This window comes from Paraburkholderia atlantica, from assembly GCF_000092885.1.
Classification (GTDB): domain Bacteria; phylum Pseudomonadota; class Gammaproteobacteria; order Burkholderiales; family Burkholderiaceae; genus Paraburkholderia; species Paraburkholderia atlantica.
Genome location: NC_014119.1, coordinates 512,561 through 528,697, shown reverse-complemented (window position 1 = coordinate 528,697; position 16,137 = coordinate 512,561). Strand labels below are relative to the sequence as shown.

The 16,137-nt window shown below is 62.2% G+C and carries 14 protein-coding genes and 1 pseudogene; 5 read left to right on the top strand and 10 right to left on the bottom strand.

Annotated elements, in window-relative coordinates; genetic code table 11:
• Window positions 1-428: 428 nt before the first annotated feature.
• The 7 genes from BC1002_RS29995 to BC1002_RS29970 all read right to left on the bottom strand — a co-directional run bounded on the left by BC1002_RS29995 (window position 429) and on the right by BC1002_RS29970 (window position 7,146).
• Entirely contained in the window at window positions 429-623 is a 195-nt protein-coding gene (locus BC1002_RS29995; protein WP_238538076.1) for a hypothetical protein, read from the bottom strand.
• Window positions 624-1,000: 377 nt separating this feature from the next.
• On the bottom strand, window positions 1,001-1,744 hold the full coding sequence (gene phbB, locus BC1002_RS29990; protein WP_013093724.1) for an acetoacetyl-CoA reductase: 744 nt from the start codon (window positions 1,742-1,744) through the stop codon (window positions 1,001-1,003).
• Window positions 1,745-1,965: 221 nt separating this feature from the next.
• On the bottom strand, window positions 1,966-2,121 hold the full coding sequence (locus BC1002_RS38050) for a hypothetical protein (RefSeq protein ID WP_013093723.1): 156 nt from the start codon (window positions 2,119-2,121) through the stop codon (window positions 1,966-1,968).
• Between the two features lie 1,065 nt (window positions 2,122-3,186).
• Window positions 3,187-4,026: a phosphatidylinositol-specific phospholipase C gene (locus BC1002_RS29985; RefSeq protein WP_041735642.1), complete on the bottom strand. Its 840-nt coding sequence runs from the start codon at window positions 4,024-4,026 to the stop codon at window positions 3,187-3,189.
• Between the two features lie 102 nt (window positions 4,027-4,128).
• Complete coding sequence (locus tag BC1002_RS29980; RefSeq protein WP_013093720.1) at window positions 4,129-4,980, bottom strand: carbohydrate ABC transporter permease; 852 nt, start codon at window positions 4,978-4,980, stop codon at window positions 4,129-4,131.
• On the bottom strand, window positions 4,980-5,849 hold the full coding sequence (locus BC1002_RS29975; protein WP_013093719.1) for a carbohydrate ABC transporter permease: 870 nt from the start codon (window positions 5,847-5,849) through the stop codon (window positions 4,980-4,982). The genes BC1002_RS29980 and BC1002_RS29975 overlap by 1 nt, the downstream gene beginning before the upstream one ends.
• A gap of 40 nt (window positions 5,850-5,889) precedes the next feature.
• Window positions 5,890-7,146 (bottom strand): ABC transporter substrate-binding protein, encoded by a 1,257-nt coding sequence (locus tag BC1002_RS29970; RefSeq protein WP_013093718.1) that lies wholly within the window; start codon window positions 7,144-7,146, stop codon window positions 5,890-5,892.
• A gap of 569 nt (window positions 7,147-7,715) precedes the next feature.
• Between BC1002_RS29970 and BC1002_RS29965 the strand changes: the two genes are divergently transcribed.
• The 4 genes from BC1002_RS29965 (at window position 7,716) to BC1002_RS29950 (ending at window position 12,418) form a co-directional block, all read left to right on the top strand.
• Complete coding sequence (locus BC1002_RS29965) at window positions 7,716-8,981, top strand: ABC transporter substrate-binding protein (protein WP_013093717.1); 1,266 nt, start codon at window positions 7,716-7,718, stop codon at window positions 8,979-8,981.
• Window positions 8,982-9,072: 91 nt separating this feature from the next.
• Window positions 9,073-9,948, top strand: coding sequence for a branched-chain amino acid ABC transporter permease (locus BC1002_RS29960; protein WP_013093716.1), 876 nt, complete (start codon window positions 9,073-9,075; stop codon window positions 9,946-9,948).
• Between the two features lie 23 nt (window positions 9,949-9,971).
• Window positions 9,972-10,898, top strand: coding sequence for a branched-chain amino acid ABC transporter permease (locus BC1002_RS29955; protein ID WP_013093715.1), 927 nt, complete (start codon window positions 9,972-9,974; stop codon window positions 10,896-10,898).
• Window positions 10,895-12,418, top strand: a complete 1,524-nt coding sequence (locus BC1002_RS29950) for an ATP-binding cassette domain-containing protein (RefSeq protein WP_013093714.1) — start codon at window positions 10,895-10,897, stop codon at window positions 12,416-12,418. The genes BC1002_RS29955 and BC1002_RS29950 overlap by 4 nt, the downstream gene beginning before the upstream one ends.
• A 34-nt stretch (window positions 12,419-12,452) precedes the next feature.
• Here BC1002_RS29950 and BC1002_RS29945 read toward each other — a convergent pair.
• A pseudogene (locus BC1002_RS29945) lies at window positions 12,453-13,106 on the bottom strand (methyl-accepting chemotaxis protein); the annotation flags it as partial.
• 206 nt (window positions 13,107-13,312) lie between these two features.
• On the opposite strand from BC1002_RS29945, the gene BC1002_RS29940 reads away from it, so the two are divergent.
• Window positions 13,313-14,902 (top strand): methyl-accepting chemotaxis protein, encoded by a 1,590-nt coding sequence (locus BC1002_RS29940; RefSeq protein WP_013093713.1) that lies wholly within the window; start codon window positions 13,313-13,315, stop codon window positions 14,900-14,902.
• Window positions 14,903-14,921: 19 nt separating this feature from the next.
• Here BC1002_RS29940 and BC1002_RS29935 read toward each other — a convergent pair whose 3' ends face one another.
• Window positions 14,922-15,767, bottom strand: coding sequence for a GNAT family N-acetyltransferase (locus BC1002_RS29935; RefSeq protein ID WP_013093712.1), 846 nt, complete (start codon window positions 15,765-15,767; stop codon window positions 14,922-14,924).
• Window positions 15,768-15,800: 33 nt separating this feature from the next.
• Window positions 15,801-16,130: a hypothetical protein gene (locus BC1002_RS29930; protein ID WP_013093711.1), complete on the bottom strand. Its 330-nt coding sequence runs from the start codon at window positions 16,128-16,130 to the stop codon at window positions 15,801-15,803.
• Window positions 16,131-16,137: the final 7 nt, after the last annotated feature.

The window sequence follows — 16,137 nt, the reverse complement described above, 5'->3', positions numbered from 1 at the left end:
TGCGCTCGGGACCGGGGGATGCAGCGACTCGAGCAGCTTAACCAGCCTTGCCTGCTGGTGCGGAGTCAGTCCTTGAGTCGCACTCACCTGCTGGACACGCGCGCGCCAGTAGGTCCGGCTGAACAACGAATCCACGCCATCGTGAGACAGGATCCGTTCGAGATGGGAAATCGCATCTCCAGCAGTCAGGGGTGTATAGGGGCTCTCCCGGTCCGGGGGCCCTTTCTTGATTGTTGTGTTCATCCACTTCTCTCTCAGGTGGTGACCGGCTGGGTCCGGTCGTGTACGTCCGACTTTAATCGGCCAGTTTGTGCCAAACCACGCTTGCGAGACGCTGCGCCCGCCAGCTACCCGGCGAGCCAGATAGCGTGACGCGCGCCGGTCCTCGTAGCGACGCGACCCATCGCAAGCGGCACGGCCCTCGGTGATCAGCAAAGCTCCGCGGCGGCCACCCACGGCATCGTCTCGAACTGCCTGAGAACGGTGTGCAGCGATCCCGAGAACTTGTCGGCAAACGCGATCGTCATGTCTTCGACATCACGTTTGCGGTTGCTCGTGATCCGTACGTCCTCGATGGCATCGGCGACCGGCATCAATACCTGCCACACTGCGGCGACCCTCATGCCGCCGCGCCTCGTACGAACCGTGATCTGATGGCCTGTGGCCTTTTGTTGTCCGGTGATTTCCGGTGTCATTCTTCAGCCCTCTCGATGTATCTGATTTTTTATTGATGCGGTCGACGCACTAACATTCGCCCGCGCGGTTGATGCCACCACTCATGATGATCCAGGTGCCGTAGCAGTCTTGCCCGTCTGCGCTCACGGCGATAGTGATCAATCACCATGAGCATTGCGATGCTGAGGGCCGAGCCCCCAATGATCAGGCCCATCCAGGTCTCACTCATGACACGTTCCTCTCTCATGGAAGCACAGGGGTGTTGCGTGAATGGTTAACGCCGATTCGTCCGGTGTTCCGGCGCGTACCGGCGCGGTATGTCGCGTCACTGCATGTGCTGGCCGCCGTTGATCGCGATATTGGAGCCGGTCACGAAGCCGGCATCTTCCGAGCACAGATAGAGCACGAGCGCCGCGACTTCGTCGGGCTTGCCGAGACGTCCCATCGGGATATGCGGCAGGACCTTCGTGTCGAGGATCTCCTGCGGAATCGCGGTGACCATCCTGGTGGCCAGGTAGCCCGGCGAAATCGTGTTGACGGTGACACCTTTGCGCGCCACTTCCAGCGCCAGTGACTTCGTAAAGCCGTGCATCCCGGCCTTGGCGGCGGCGTAGTTGGTCTGGCCGACCGAGCCTTTCGAGCCATTGACGGACGAGATATTGACGATGCGCCCCCAGCCTCGTGCGACCATCTCCTCGCACAGCGGCTTGGTCATGTTGAAGACCGAGTCGAGGTTGGTGCGAATCACCGCATCCCAGTTCACCTTGTCCATCTTCCTGAGGGTCATGTCCTGGGTGATGCCCGCGTTGTTGATCAGGATGTCCACCGGGCCGACTTCCGCCCGAATCTTGTCCGCGCAACGTTGGCATGAGTCGTAGTCGGCCACGTCGACCGGGTAAGCGCGAAAGCTCCGACCCTGACTTTCCATGTCCGCCAACCATTTGTCCGCACCGGTGTTGCTCGGCGAGTGCGTGACTACCACCGCATACCCTGCGTCGTGCAGTTTCGTACTGATCGCTTCTCCAAGGCCGCCCATGCCGCCCGTTACTACTACGATTCGTTTTGTCATCCTTTCCATCCGTGATCGAAATGTCTGCGAGGTTCGTGAATACCCAATGGCCGTCTCGCACAACCCGCCATTGCTTTGCCACAACGCGTTGCCGCCTCCTGCGCCATGGGAGGAACGGCTTCGGCATTGATTGAACTGCGCGGGTTTTTATAGGCTTGTGGTATTGCGCGAATGGAGCTCGGTGCGTCGGCTAGCGGCGCTACGCCGCGCCGGCGCACTGCTCAAAGATTCCAGATGCCCCGAATGGTGCTCCCCGCCTGCCGGTCCAGGCCAGTGAGTTTCTGTGTTCCTTCAAACGCTTTGGTGGCGGAAGAAAAGAACGTCGACACTTTCGTTCGGCAGAATTTCAGTAAATCTTCGGACGAAAGGTCTTTCATTGCTTCTCCTGGATTGAATTTCGAACCCGCCTGCCCCGGAAACCATATCCGCCATCAGTATGCGGAAAGTTGTCGGTGAAAATTCCGGAGTAAAAGTCTTATTAGTAAGACTAAATAAACACTGAAAATGAGTTGTGCCGAATCGCATTTTCATGTCTGTATTCATCGGTCGAAATACGACATGCTGTTTTTCCAACGGGTCACAGCCGACCAATTGGCCCGGTCCCGCGCCGGTAGGTCGTACGGCTGCTCCGACGCTTCGATCTCTATTTCAACTGTCATCAGATGAGATAAACAATCGATTTTAGAGGGTTCATTCTAACTTCAAAATGTTAAATTTTCGGGAGGAAGGGGTAGGTGAATACCCTAATTCAGAAATCGCCGCCATCGCAGATGGTTGCCGGCCAAGCCGATGTTTTGAGCGTCGAAACAACGGACTGGAACAGCCGGCGGCGAGGAGTGGGCGCTTCGACTGATTCCCAGGGCATCCCAAAATGTCAGCAACGGCCGGAATGACACCACCCCGCACCGGGATGAATCATTGCATGACGTGCAAGAAATGACAATTCCGCCGACGCTTCCTTGCAACGCGGCTGCCGCCCGACCGAGTCGCCAAAATCGCTCGCGAATGTATGCACAAATACGCTAAGCAGTACGTTACCGGGCCTTCAGCTCGGGGGATGAGGAATGCTGCGGCGCGACACGGTGGGTGAGTGCGCGTCGGTGGTGGTGCGCGGGACCATGCGGTGCGAAGGCGAATGCAGGCGCACATAGAACATTTATCGCGCGCGAGCGTAGGATGGAAGCGATTGATCGATGCGTTTGTAGGAGGCGTCATGAAGGCGGTGTGCCCGCTGCACGGCCCAACGACCATCGTCGGCACGAACGCGTATGGATTTCCGATCTATGCGTGTTGTCGCGACGACGTTCCCTATGTCACGCCGCCGGACGCCTGCACGCGTGAACCGGTGAGGCGCGGACCAGAATCGAGGTCGCCACCGCGGCAGCCGCGAGCAAAGGAATCACGCTGAGATTCGCCGGCAACGTCACGCCCGCAGCGAGGCGCTATCGGCTTCCGTTGCAATCGATCAACGCATCAACGAGGCGCCAGTCCCGCCAGTCGCAAAAGTCGAGCAGCATTGTGCCGCATGCTTGCGGACGAGTCGCGAGCCGCTCGGCAAGCTGATCGTGAATACCGCGATGCTGTGTATCGCCACACGCCACGACGACCGGTGGTGCCGCCATCCCTGTGCCGCTGCAAAAGTTGATGACCCAACGCTCGTCGCACAGGCCAGGCGCGAGATCTAGAAGCGAATCGATGGCACGCCATTTGTAAGCGATCGATGCCGGCACTGGCACGCGAAACTCATCCTGAATGGTGAACGGAGCCGGCATGTCGTCGATATCGAACGTTTCGTTGTCAGGCCACGCAGTCAGGTCGATGCCGAGCGGCTTGTCACTCGCAAAGCGCCGCAGTAGCACGATGCTCCCGCGCACCGCCTCCAGCAGCGGCAGGTCGGAAGCAAAGTGCCAGCGCACCGCCGCGTGTCGCTCCACATACCATTCGAAGGTCGCGGCGAACGCGCGGACGCAGTCACGCGCGGGCCATTCGTCCTTGACCGACATGACGATGGATTCGCTCGGGTGACGCGCGAGAAACTGAGCGCATGTCCGTATCACATCGTCGAAACTCAGACCCAGCGAGATGCCGCCGTGATGAATCGCAAAGCGATCGCGCTGATGACGGCAGCGGATGTCGAGCACCCGCACGCCATGGTGCAACTGATCGTCGAGCGTGGCATGTTGTGTGCGCGCGAGCCGGTCATCGACCGTGTAGGCGCAGGTGTCGTGGCTGCCCGGCAAGGTCAGTGCAGACAGCAAGCGGCTGCCATCGATGGCCGACATCCAGTCAATCGGCGAAACGGTCGGTTGGCTCAGGGCAGGACGCAAGAAAACCTCTGGAAAAGCAAAGCGTCGGCTGCAACGGCGACGCGAAGTTGGAGCGCGTTACTTCAATCCGCCCGAAAAGCCCTGCAGCAGATAGCGCTGCACATAGCCCGCGAGCAGAAGCGTCGGCACCGACGAAATCAGCCCCGCGCTCATTAGTTCGCCCCAGTCGATGCCGTTCTCGGTCACATAACCCGCCATCGTGAGCGGTAGTGTGAAATGACTCGGCGACGAGACGAACAACAGCGCCAGCAGAAACTCGTTCCACGCGATGATGAACACGAAGATCGCGGTGGCAACGAGACCTGGCGCGCACAGCGGCACGACGATGAAGACGATCCGCTGCGCGAGGTTCGCGCCGTCGAGCGCCGCGGCCTCCTCGAATTCGATCGGCACGTCGCGCACGAACGGCAGCAACATCCAGATCGCCATCGGTAACGCGTACAGCTGATAGGCGAGTACCAGCCCAAATAGCGAATCGAGCAGATGAAGCCGCTTGGACAGCGAAAACAGCGGTACTGCCACGGTGATCGGCGGCATCAGCTTCAGTGCCAGCACGAGCATCAGGAACAGCAGATCGAGTCGCGCCGGAAACGCCAGTCGCGCGAGCGCATAGGCCGCCGGAAAAGCGAGCGCGAGTGCGAGCAACGTGGCGCCCACCGCGACCCACACGGAGTTCAGCACCGACTGGGCCATGCCGCTTTCCCAAACCGCCGCGAAATGCTCGAGCGTGGGCGCCGAAGGCCACAACGAAAGCGGATGGGCGAGGCGTTCCAGCGTCGGCGTAAAGGCCGCGCCAGCCATCCATATGCACGGCAGCAGCAACATCGCCAGCGCAGCGACCCGCAACAGTCCTCGCAGCGCGGCACCGGACGAGCGTCGCGCGAAACCCCGCAAGCGGGCGAGCGGCATCAACGGTCGCGCTTGATTGCCGATTTCCATATGTATCCCGAGACCATCACCGCGCACGTGAGCAGCATCAATACCGAAGCCGCGCTGGCGGGTCCGACGTTGAAGAAGCGGAAACCCGTGTCGTAGATGTACGTCGATAGCGTCTGCGTGGCATTGCCGGGACCGCCGCCCGTCAACGCGTACACTTTGTCGAACAGCTTGAAGGTATCGATCGAGCGCAACAGCATCGCGAGGGCGACGTGCGGTGCAACGAGCGGCAGCGTGATGTAGCGCAGGCACTGCCATTCGTTCGCGCCGTCGGTGTGTGCCGCCTCGGCGATTTCAGGCGGAATCGACTGTAGCCCCGCGAGAATGATCAGGAATGCCATCGGCGTCCACTGCCAGACATCGACCAGCATCAGCGACCACAGCGCGAGGTGCGGATCGGATAGCCAGGGCACCGCCGGCAGACCTACCGTCTTGAGCAGCGCATTCAGAAAGCCGCGATAATTGAGCCAGTTGCGCCAGATGGCGGAGCACACGAGCGTCGAGAGCATCATCGGCAGCACGGCGAGCGGCAACGCGATGCGCCGGCCCGCAAACGCGCGGACGAACAGCAGCGCGAGCGCGAGTCCGAACAGCACTTCGGCGAGCGATGCCACGATCATGAACTGGATCGTATTGACGAAACTCGTGCCGAATTCGCCGTCAGCGATGACCGATCGATAGTTGGCGAGCCCGATGTACGAGCGATGCCCCGACGCGTAATCCACCGAGAAAAACGAATCGATCAGCACGCGCGCGACCGGGTAGAGCGCTAGCACGCAGAGCACGAGCGCGGCTGGGCTCATCAGGACGAGCAGGGACAGATAACGTCGCAACCGGCTCATCGACTCGTTTCCACGCTTGCCTGCGCTGTCACTGCCGCTATCACTGCACTGCGGCGTTGGCCTGGGCGATTTTCTGCGCGGCCTGATGCAACGCTGTGTCGGGCGCGGCCTGCCCCGTCAGCGCGAGTTGCAACGCGTCGCCGAGAATCGCCTCGATCTGCTGCCAATCCTTTACGCGAGGCCGCGCCCGGCCCGCTTCGAGCGCCTTCAGCTGGTCCGGATACCAACGATATTGCTTGACGAGTGCCGGATTGACGAAGACGCTCTTGCGCGTCGGCGGAATGCCGAGCACGGCCAGTTGTGTTTGCGTCGCCGACGAAGTCAGGTAAGCGAGGAAATCCGCCGCCACTTTCGCATGTGCGGCATCTTTCGCGATGCCCATTTGCCAGATGCCGAGCATCGGCGCTGGCCCCTTGACCTGTCCGGGCGGCGGTTGCAGCGCGACCTGGCCGACGACGCGCGACTTCGCCGGATCGTCGAGCGCCGGCAGCCAGGCGGGCCACACTTCGATGGCTTGCGCGGCCGTGCCACCTTGCAATGCGTCGCGCACCTCACCGGCGCCATACACGTCGACGTCTTTCGGTGCCCACTTCTTCAGCGCGAGCAGCATTTTCAGCGCGGCCAGTGCTTCGGGCGAATCGATCGTGACCTTGCCGTTCGTGTCGACGACTTCTCCGCCATAGGCCCAAAGGATCGGCAGAAAACCGGTGACTACGGGGTTGCCCTTCACGCCGCGAAACACGACAGCCGACACGTCCTTGTCGGCGGTACCGATGGTCTGTGCGATCTTCAGTACCTCGTCCCAGTTGCGCGGCGGCTGCAGGCCGCGACTCGCGAGCAGATCCTTGCGATAGGCGAACATCTCGACATTGCCGACGACCGGCATCGCGTACAAGGTTCCCGTCGGCGCGCGGCCGAGGGAGATCGTCGACGTTACCATATCGGAATCCGCGAGCGTGGCGGGCAGCGGCTGAAGCCATCCGTTGGCGATGAATTCGGGGGACCAGGTGTCGTCCATCATCACCAGGTCATAGGCGTGCGTGTTTTCGCGTAACGACAGCTTCAGCTTCTGATACAGGTCGTTGTTCGGCAGCTTCAGCAACTCGATATCGACGCCCGGGTGCTGTTTCTTGTAGCCGTCCACCGCCAGCGCGAGTCCGCGGCCGTAGATGTCGTCCCGGCCTGCGATCACGAGATCGGCGGCGTGCGCGCCAAGGGCGGCGATGGACAGGCAAGCCGCGACGGAAGCCGCGCGCAGACAGGCGAACAGGGTCGTTCGCTGGATCATTGAAGCCATGGCTCTTGAATTCCTCTTGGGGAAAGGCGTATGCGTACGATGAGTCCAGATCAACCCATCCCGCTTTTTTTAACGCGCGCGTAGCGTTGCGAAAATAGATGCCAGATGCGGCAGCGGGAATTGCAGCAACCTATCATGACGTACATATGTCAGCAAGCAGGGTTGCCGCGTAATGTTCGGACCCGCACGCAGGCACGCTTGCCATCTTCAAGCTGATCGGGATGCTAGTTGATGCGCTGCGTCGCGAGCGATCGGGAGGTGGCAGGACGTTGGTCCATTGAACCGTCGCACGAAGTTCGCAATGCTTCGGATGACGAATAAGGGAGAAGAAGAAGGCCGCTAATTTCACGCTACATAGCGATAGCTCTCACACGGAAAAGCCCGCTTCCGGGCGGCGCGAGCGGCAGAATTTTTTCCGCTATGCACCATGAAGTCCGTAGGGACCCGGTCATCGTTTGTACCGATTGAGCGCCGCAAAACGGGTGAATATTGTTGTGTGCGCATTCTTAAGATGCTGCAATGTGGCGGGCAATTGTTGCTCAACGATCCATTCGAATCGGAGATGCATGATGTCCAGTAACAATGTGTGGCGAAACCTTCATTGCGTCGTCGCGACGGGGATGCTGGCGGCGGGGCTAGGTCTGGCGGCAGGCGCCCATGCGGCGGCCGAGCCGATCAAGATCGGCGTGATCAGCGAAGAATCCTCGGTAGCGGGCGCTTCGATCAGCAAGGCGGCGCAGCTCGCCGCGGACCAGATCAATGCGAGCGGCGGCGTCGACGGCCGGCCCATCCAGATCGTCGCGTACGACGACCATTCATCGGCCTCTGACGGCGTGCGCGCCTTCCAGCGCGCGGCGACCCAGGACAAGGTGGTCGCCGTGATCGGCAGCTACATCAGCGAAGTGGCGCTCGCGATGGAACCGTGGTCGGGACGCCTGAAGGTGCCGTTCATCACCCCCGGCGCGGCTAGCAACGATATTTCGAAGCACGTTCACGACGACTACGACCACTACAAGTACACGTTCCACGGCTGGATGACGTCGGCGTTCATCGCGCAGTCTATTTGCGACTTCTCGCACGACGTTCTGGTCGGCCAGTTCAAGATGAAAACGACGGTCGTCATGAGCGAGGACGCGGCGTGGACCAAGCCGCTCGACGAACGCTACCTCGAATGCCTGCCCAAAGCGGGACTTCAGGTGCTCGATCACATCCGCTTCAATCCTGATACCTCCGACTTCACGCCGATCTTCAACCAGATCGAGGCGAAGCACCCCGATACGATCACCACCGGTATCAGCCACGTCGGCGTGCAACCGACCGTGCAATGGCACGACCAGCAAGTGCCGATCCCGATGTCGGGCCAAAGCTCGCAGGCCACGACCACGAGCTTCTGGAAGGACACGAACGGCGCGACCGAAGGCGTGATCACGGCCTCGGCCGCGGCGCCGGGCGTGGCGATCACGCCGAAAACGGTGCCGTTCACGGATGCGTACCAGAAGAAGTTCGGCGTTTCTCCGGCGTATTGCGGCTTCACGAGCTACGACCTCGTCTACATCGTCGCGGACGCGATCAAGCGCAACAAGGGCTCGACCGATCCGGACCAGATGGTCGACGCGCTCGAGAAAACCGACTACGTGGGCACGATCGGACGCTGGCAGTTCTACGGCAAGAGCGATCAGTTCACGCACGCGCTGAAGTACGGCCCCGGCTATATCACGGGCATCAACCTGCAGTGGCAGAACGGCAAGCAGGTCGCGATCTGGCCCAAGTCGATTGCCAACGGCACGGTCAAGTTCCCGACCTTCATCAAGGTGCAGCAGGCAAGCGCGAACTAGCCGCGCGACGATCGCCACTGTCCGGATCTGCGCTTAGCGAAGGTCCGGACAGAGCAAGAATCGACACCCTAACCAACATGAAAGGCCGCGCATGTTGCTACTGCAGATTCTCATCGACGGCTTTGCAATCAGTTCCCTCTATGCGCTGGGCGCGATCGGCTTCACGTTGATCTTCGGCGTCTCCGGCATCCTGAATCTCGCGCACGGCGGCGTGATGCTGGTCGCGGCGCTGATGGGCTGGATGCTCGCGGGCGAGGCGGGTCTTGGCACCTATCTCGGCACGCTGCTCGGCGTGTTGGCGGGTCTCGTGACGGCCTTCATCACCTACCTGTTGGTGGTGCGGCCCATTCAACGCTCGGCCGCGATTCCCGGCGAAGAGAAGGAGATCTTCGTGCTCACCGGCACGCTGCTGTGGGGCATCATGATCCAGCAGGGCATGGCGTGGCTCTTTACCGACAACCCGGTGACGATGCGCCCGCTGATCAGCGGTGTGGCGATGGTGGGCAGCGTGCGCGTGCCGTACAACGAAATCATGATCGCGGTGGTCTGCTGGGCCGTGATCGGCATGTTGTGGCTGTTCGTGAATCGCACGCGGGCTGGCAAGGCGCTGCTCGCGGCTTCGATGAATCCGCGCGGTCTCACGCTGCTCGGCTTCGAACTCTCCCGGATCTATCTTCTCGCGTGGAGCATCTACGGCGTGCTGGCCGGCATCGCGGGCGTGCTGCTCGCTTCGTTCCTTGGCGTGAGCACGAACAATGCGGGGCAGCTCACGGCCAGCGCGTTCTCGATCGTCGTGCTGGGCGGGCTCGGCAGTGTATCGGGCTCGTTGATGGCCGCGTATGTCGTGGGTTATCTGGAAACCGTCACGGCCTATCTGATCGCGCCGACGCTGCGCCCGCTGCCCGCGTTGCTGCTGCTGGTGCTCGTCGTGTACGTACGACCCCAAGGCTTTCTGGGACGTCGCTAACAGTGTGAATGGAGCGTACCTCTATGTCCGTTATTCTCCGTTCGCGTGGTGCATGGATCGCCGTTGCGCTCGCCGTGATCGCCGCGACGTTGCCGTGGTGGCTTTCAGGCTACATCCTCGGCGTGCTCACGGTGGCGTTTTACTTCGGCGTGTTCGCGATGTCGTGGGACCTGTTGTTCGGTTTTGCCGGCGAGGTCAACTTCGGGCCGACGTTCCTGATCGGACTCGGCGCCTATTCCGCTGCGATCCTCAACGCCAGGTGGGGCCTGCCCATACCCGTTTGCGTGCTCGCGGGCGGCGGCTTCGCGCTCGTTGGAGGTCTGCTGCTCGCGGTGCCCGCGCTGCGGCTGCGCGGTCCTTACTTCGGTCTGGTTACGCTCGTGGCCGTGCTGCTGCTGCAGAACGCCATCGTGATCTTCGCGGGCATAACCGGAGGCGAGATCGGCATGACGGTGCCGGACGTGATGTCGGTCGATGCGAACCATAACTACTGGATCGCGCTCGCGTTCCTGATCATTTGCGCGATCCTGCTGTTCGGCCTGTCGCGTTCGGCAGTCGGTCTGATCCTGCAGGCCAGCGGCCAGGACGCGACCGGCGCGCAGGCGTTGGGTTTCAATGTCACGCGGCACAAGCTCGTGGCCTTCTGCATCAGCGCCGTGTTCTCGGGCGTGGCCGGCGCGATGCTGGTGTTCTACCAGGGCACGGCCTCGGTGAGCACGGTGGTGGATCTCAGCGTGGGCGTGCAGATCATTATCGCGGCCGTGCTCGGCGGACGCCGCACGATACTCGGCGCGGTGCTCGGCTCGATCTTCCTGATCGTCGCGGGCGAGTTCCTGCGTCCGCTCGGTCAGCTCAACACATTCGTCGTCGCGGCGGTTGCGCTGGCCGCGCTGCTGTTCTTTCCAGACGGTCTGCTCGGCAACCTGCTGCGCGCGAGGGAGCGCCAATGAACGACACGCCGCTGCTGTCCGTACGCGGGCTGACCAAGCGCTTCGGCGGTCTCGTCGCCGTCAAGGATATCGGCTTCGACATCCGGCCCGGCGAGATCCTCGGTCTGATTGGACCGAACGGCTCGGGCAAGTCCACGGTCATGAAGCTGATCATGGGCATCGAGCGGCCGAATGCGGGGTCGGTCAAGGTGAACGGCGTGGAAATGGCCGGCTGGGCGCCGCACCGGATCGCGCGCGCGGGCGTGGGCATCGTGTTTCAACATTCGCGGCCGCTGCATCGGCAAACGGTGCTGGAACATATCAAGCTCGCGCTTCTGCCAGACTCGCTCGTCAAGCTCGCTGCCGAACCCCACGTGCACCAGCGCGCGCAGGAAATCGCCGAGCGTGTGGGCCTTGCCGGCGTCATGCATCGGCATCCCGCGACGCTGCCGTTCGCCGACCTGCGCCGCATGGAGATGGCCAAGGCGATTGCGCGCGACCCGCAGGTCGTGCTGGTGGACGAGCCGTTCGCGGGACTGACGGTGGCCGAATCGCACGCGTTTTCCGAGCTGATTCGCGGCTTTCGCGCCGAAGGGCGCGCGGTGCTGCTGGTCGATCACAACGTCAAGAGTCTGTCCGCGCTCGCCGACCGCGTGCTCGCGATGTACCTTGGCGAGCGTGTCGCCGAAGGCACCGCCGAACAGGTGATGCAGAACGAGACGTTGCGCCGCGTCTATCTGGGCGGTAAGCTGGAGCTGCGCCAGCGTACCGGAGCCGCGAGCGATGCGAAGCCCATGATCCTCGAGGTGAGCGGTGTGCGCGTGCTCTACGACAAGGCGTGCGCACTCGACGACGTCAGTCTGCAAGTGCGCGAGGGCGAATTCGTCTCGGTTGTCGGTCTGAACGGCGCGGGCAAGACGACGCTTTTCAATGCGCTCTCGGGCCTCGTGCCGTACAAGGGGACGATTCGCTTCGACGGGCGCGATCTGCGCGGTATCAGCGGTGCCGCGATCTCGCGCGCCGGTCTCGTGCAATGCCCGGAAACGCGCGAGCTATTCGGCGACATGACGGTACGCGAGAATCTCGAACTCGGCGGATATCATCTCGCCGACACGGTGCGCGCAAAGCAGCTGTCGTGGCTGTTCGATCTGTTTCCGATCCTGAAGTCGCGCCAGGGCCAAACCGCGCGCACGCTGTCCGGCGGCGAGCAGCAAATGCTCGCGATCGCGCGCGCGCTGATGACCCAGCCGAAGCTGCTGATTCTCGACGAGCCGACACTCGGCCTCGCGCCCGTGATTCTCGAGCAATTGTCGAAGGCACTGGATTCGCTGCAGAAGTCCACGCCCATTACCGTGTTGCTGGGCGAGCAAAACGTCAGGTTTGCGCTGCCGCATGCCGACCGCGTCTACGTGCTCGAACACGCGCGAATCATCTGGGAGGGCAGCGCTGCGCGTTTCGAGGCGGAGATGGGACGCGGCTTTCTCGAGGCGGTGCCTACCAATGAGACCGACACCACGGCCTCCGGCGCCTCGAGGACCTAAAGCGCAGAGCGGCAGGCGAGTCTCTAGCGTGGCATCAAGCCACGGAGGCAAAGCGGAATCGGCCGGCCGCCTGCGTCAACAGGCCAGTCTGCTCGGTTAGCGACGCCGCAGCGGCAGCCGCCTGCTCGACCAGCGCGGCATTTTGCTGCGACATCTGATCCATCTGCGTAATCGCGCGATTGACTTCCTCGATGCCATCGCTCTGTTCGGCCGAAGCCGTCGCGATGTCGCTCATGATCGACGTGACGCGACCGACGGCCGTCTGTACTTCGCCCATCGTCTCACCGGCACGGCCGACGAGGCGCGAACCCTCGGCGACGCGCGCGGTCGACGCGTCGATCAGCTCCTTGATTTCCTTCGCCGCGGTCGCAGAGCGCTGAGCGAGATTGCGTACCTCGCCTGCGACGACGGCAAAGCCGCGTCCTTCCTCCCCGGCGCGAGCGGCCTCGACAGCCGCATTTAAAGCGAGGATGTTGGTCTGGAACGCGATGCCTTCGATTACGCCAATAATCTCGCCCATTCTCTTCGCGCCGTCGTGAATGTCGCTCATCGCGGCGATGACCTGGCGCACCACGTCCGCGCCCGCACCGGCGGTCGCCTTCGTCGCATCGGGTAGCTCGCGCGCTTCACGCGCGTGCGCCGCGTTCTCCGTTACAGCGTTTGTCGATACTACCGTCGAAGCTCCGGAAAGGAAGAAGAGGGGCTCGCGAAAGTGACGTCCATGTCGACTGGCGTCGCCGCGACAGGTGCATAGCACTTGACGGCACCAGGCTTTCGATTACCCGACTAAGCTACTCAGATAACCTCAATATCTGGGAGGTATTGCCGTTAGAACGTCCATTGACCGACATCCCGGCGCCTTCAGCAGAGCGTGGTGCCTCGCTAACGACTTTCATGCGCAATAACCAGCCCGTAACACAACGCGAACTCGATTTCCCCGCCTCTGAGATGCTCGTCTCGGCGACCGATCTGAAAGGAAGGATTCAGTACTGCAATCCCGCATTCATCGCGATTTCCGGCTTCACGCGAGAAGAGTTGCTTGGCGCGCCACATAATATCGTCCGGCATCCCGACATGCCGGCCGACGCGTACGCCGACATGTGGGACACGATCCGCGCGGGTCAACCGTGGACGGCGCTGGTGAAAAACCGCCGCAAGAATGGCGACCATTACTGGGTATGCGCAAACGTCACGCCGGTGATCGAAAGCGGTCAGACCGTCGGTTATCTGAGCGTTCGTACCAAGCCTTCTCGCAACGAAGTGCGGCTTGCCGAGTCAACCTATGCGCGGATGCGCGAAGGCACGTTGCGCTCGCACAAATTGCGCCGCGGCAAGCTGGTGCGTACCGGGATCGCCGGCAAGCTGCAGGCACTGACACGCTTGTCGGTGGTGGCGCGTATCGGTATGGGCTATGTGATCGCGCCGCTGGTCTTCCCGCTCGTCGGTGCGGTGCAGTACGGCGGGATGCCGCCGTTGCCGTTCTGGACCGCGGCTGCCGTCTCCCTGGTGCTGGCCGGCTTGGCCTGGTTGGCGGTGAAAAAGCAATTGGGTGCGCCGCTGGCGGGGCTGTCCAGTTTCGCTACCCGAATGGCTGCCGGTGACCTGACCGCCGAAATGAGCATCTCGAGGAACGGCGATTTCGGCGACGTACTGAGCGCGCTGAATCAACTGAAGGCGAACCTCGGCGCGATCGTGCTGGACGTGCGTGGCCAGATCGGCGGGGTGGTCGACTCCGCTCGTGAAATGTCGAGCGGCAATGAGGATCTGGCGCGCCGCACCGAATCGCAAGCGGCGTCGCTGGAGGAAACGGCTGCGACCATGGAGCAATTCACCACCAGCGTGAAGGCCAATGCAGACGCCGCCGCGTCCGCGCTCGGACTTGCCCGGGAAGCACAGGATGCCGCGGCGCTTGGCGGCGAGATCGTCGGTCACGTAGAGCGGACCATGTCCGGCATCACGTCGGCGTCGCAGCGTATCGCCGATATTACCGGGGTGATCGATGGGATCGCCTTTCAGACCAACATCATTGCATTGAACGCGGCGGTCGAAGCCGCCCGTGCCGGCGACGCCGGCCGTTCGTTCGCGGTCGTCGCCACCGAAGTGCGGATGCTGGCGCAACGTTGCGCGGAGTCCGCAAGGCAAATCAAGTCCGTGGTGGATCTGACCGTCGCGGAAGTCTCGCAGGGTACGGAGCTGATCGACCGTACCGCGTCGCAGATGAAAGTGATCGACGAGACGGTCAGACGCGTGCTGACCATCATCGACGATGTCTCCCATGCAAGCGACGAGCAGGCCAAAGGCATCATGCAGGTGAATCAGGCAATCACGCACCTTGACAGCGCGACCCAGCAAAACGCCGCGCTGGTGGAGCAAGCGACGGCCACCGCGCAACGGCTGATCGACTCCGCTCAAGTGCTCGATGAGACCGTGCGCCTTTTCACCATTGCCGGTCAGCGTGAGGCGTCGCTCACGGCCGCTCGATGATCGTTCTGTTGCGTTGCAGTCAACCTAGTTCGAACGTACTGACCCCGAACACGCGCTGCACGGGAATGGCCGGCGCGGCGCGCGTGTACATGCGCGCCGTTTCGAACGCGCTCACCATGCCGTAGCGTTCAGCGAGCGCTACGGCAGCCGCGTTGACTTCCGGGACGTCGAACGCGATGACTTCGCCCGCGGCGCTCGCGACCAGTCCGTCGAACAGATCGCTGGCGATGCGTGCGTCGTCGGCAAAAAGCGGACCGATCTTGTAGCCGCTCCTGCAACGGCGCAGCACACCGTACCCTCGTATCTGAGCGTTGCGCACGTCCGCCAGAGCCAGCGCCTGTGGTTGCGCGATCCAGTCCGCGAGGAAGCCGGAACGGGTGGTCGAAAAACATGCGCTGTCGTAGGCGAGCAGTTGCGCGAAGGGCACCTCCCGCGCGTTCGTCAGCGTCGGCGTCGACGCAGCTTGCACGGCGCCCTCGAAGCGGATGTTGCGATACGCGAGTTGGAAGCCGGATTTCTTATAGTTCCGCTGCTGGGCAACGACACCATCGAGGCCGATGGTGCGATCTCCCAGATAGCGCATCGCGTGCTGCCAGGTGCGCAAACCGAAACCCCTGGCGCGAAACGCTGGCTTGACGATGTACAGGCCAATGAAACCGAAACGCTCATCGTAGGGGACCGCCGAGATGCATGCCACCGGCTCGCCGCGCCAGGTACCGACGAAAAAGCCATTGGGGTCGGCATTCCAGAAGCATCGCGCGTCGTCGAGGCCCGGATTCCATCCCTCCGCCGCAGCCCATTCGATCGCCAGATCGACCTCGCTGGAGGACATGTTGCGCACTACGAAATCGCTATGATCATCCATGCTCAAATGCGGCAACGTGATTGGCTGCGACGTCTACGCAGGCGTGAAGACGACAGCGCCATGCCCGGCAACTTGCGCGAAAGTCCGGGCGAAGCGGTAGGCCTGTCCTTCGATGACCAACTGGTTGAATCCTGACCGGGTGGTCTCCAGAAGCGCGTGGACGATCGTGTTCGGAATGGCCGCGCAGCTTGTCCAGTCCGCGTCCGGCTCGCCGGGGTCCCCAAGATAGACTTCGCTGTTTTCGCCTTGAGAGAGCACGAAAATCAGGCTCTGTCCTTTGTCTAGCGACAGCTCCAGGTACTCCGAAAGCGTGGATGCCGCCTCAGTCGCTATATCGAGCGGGGCGCGAGAGGAAGAGTTCATAAGTGGC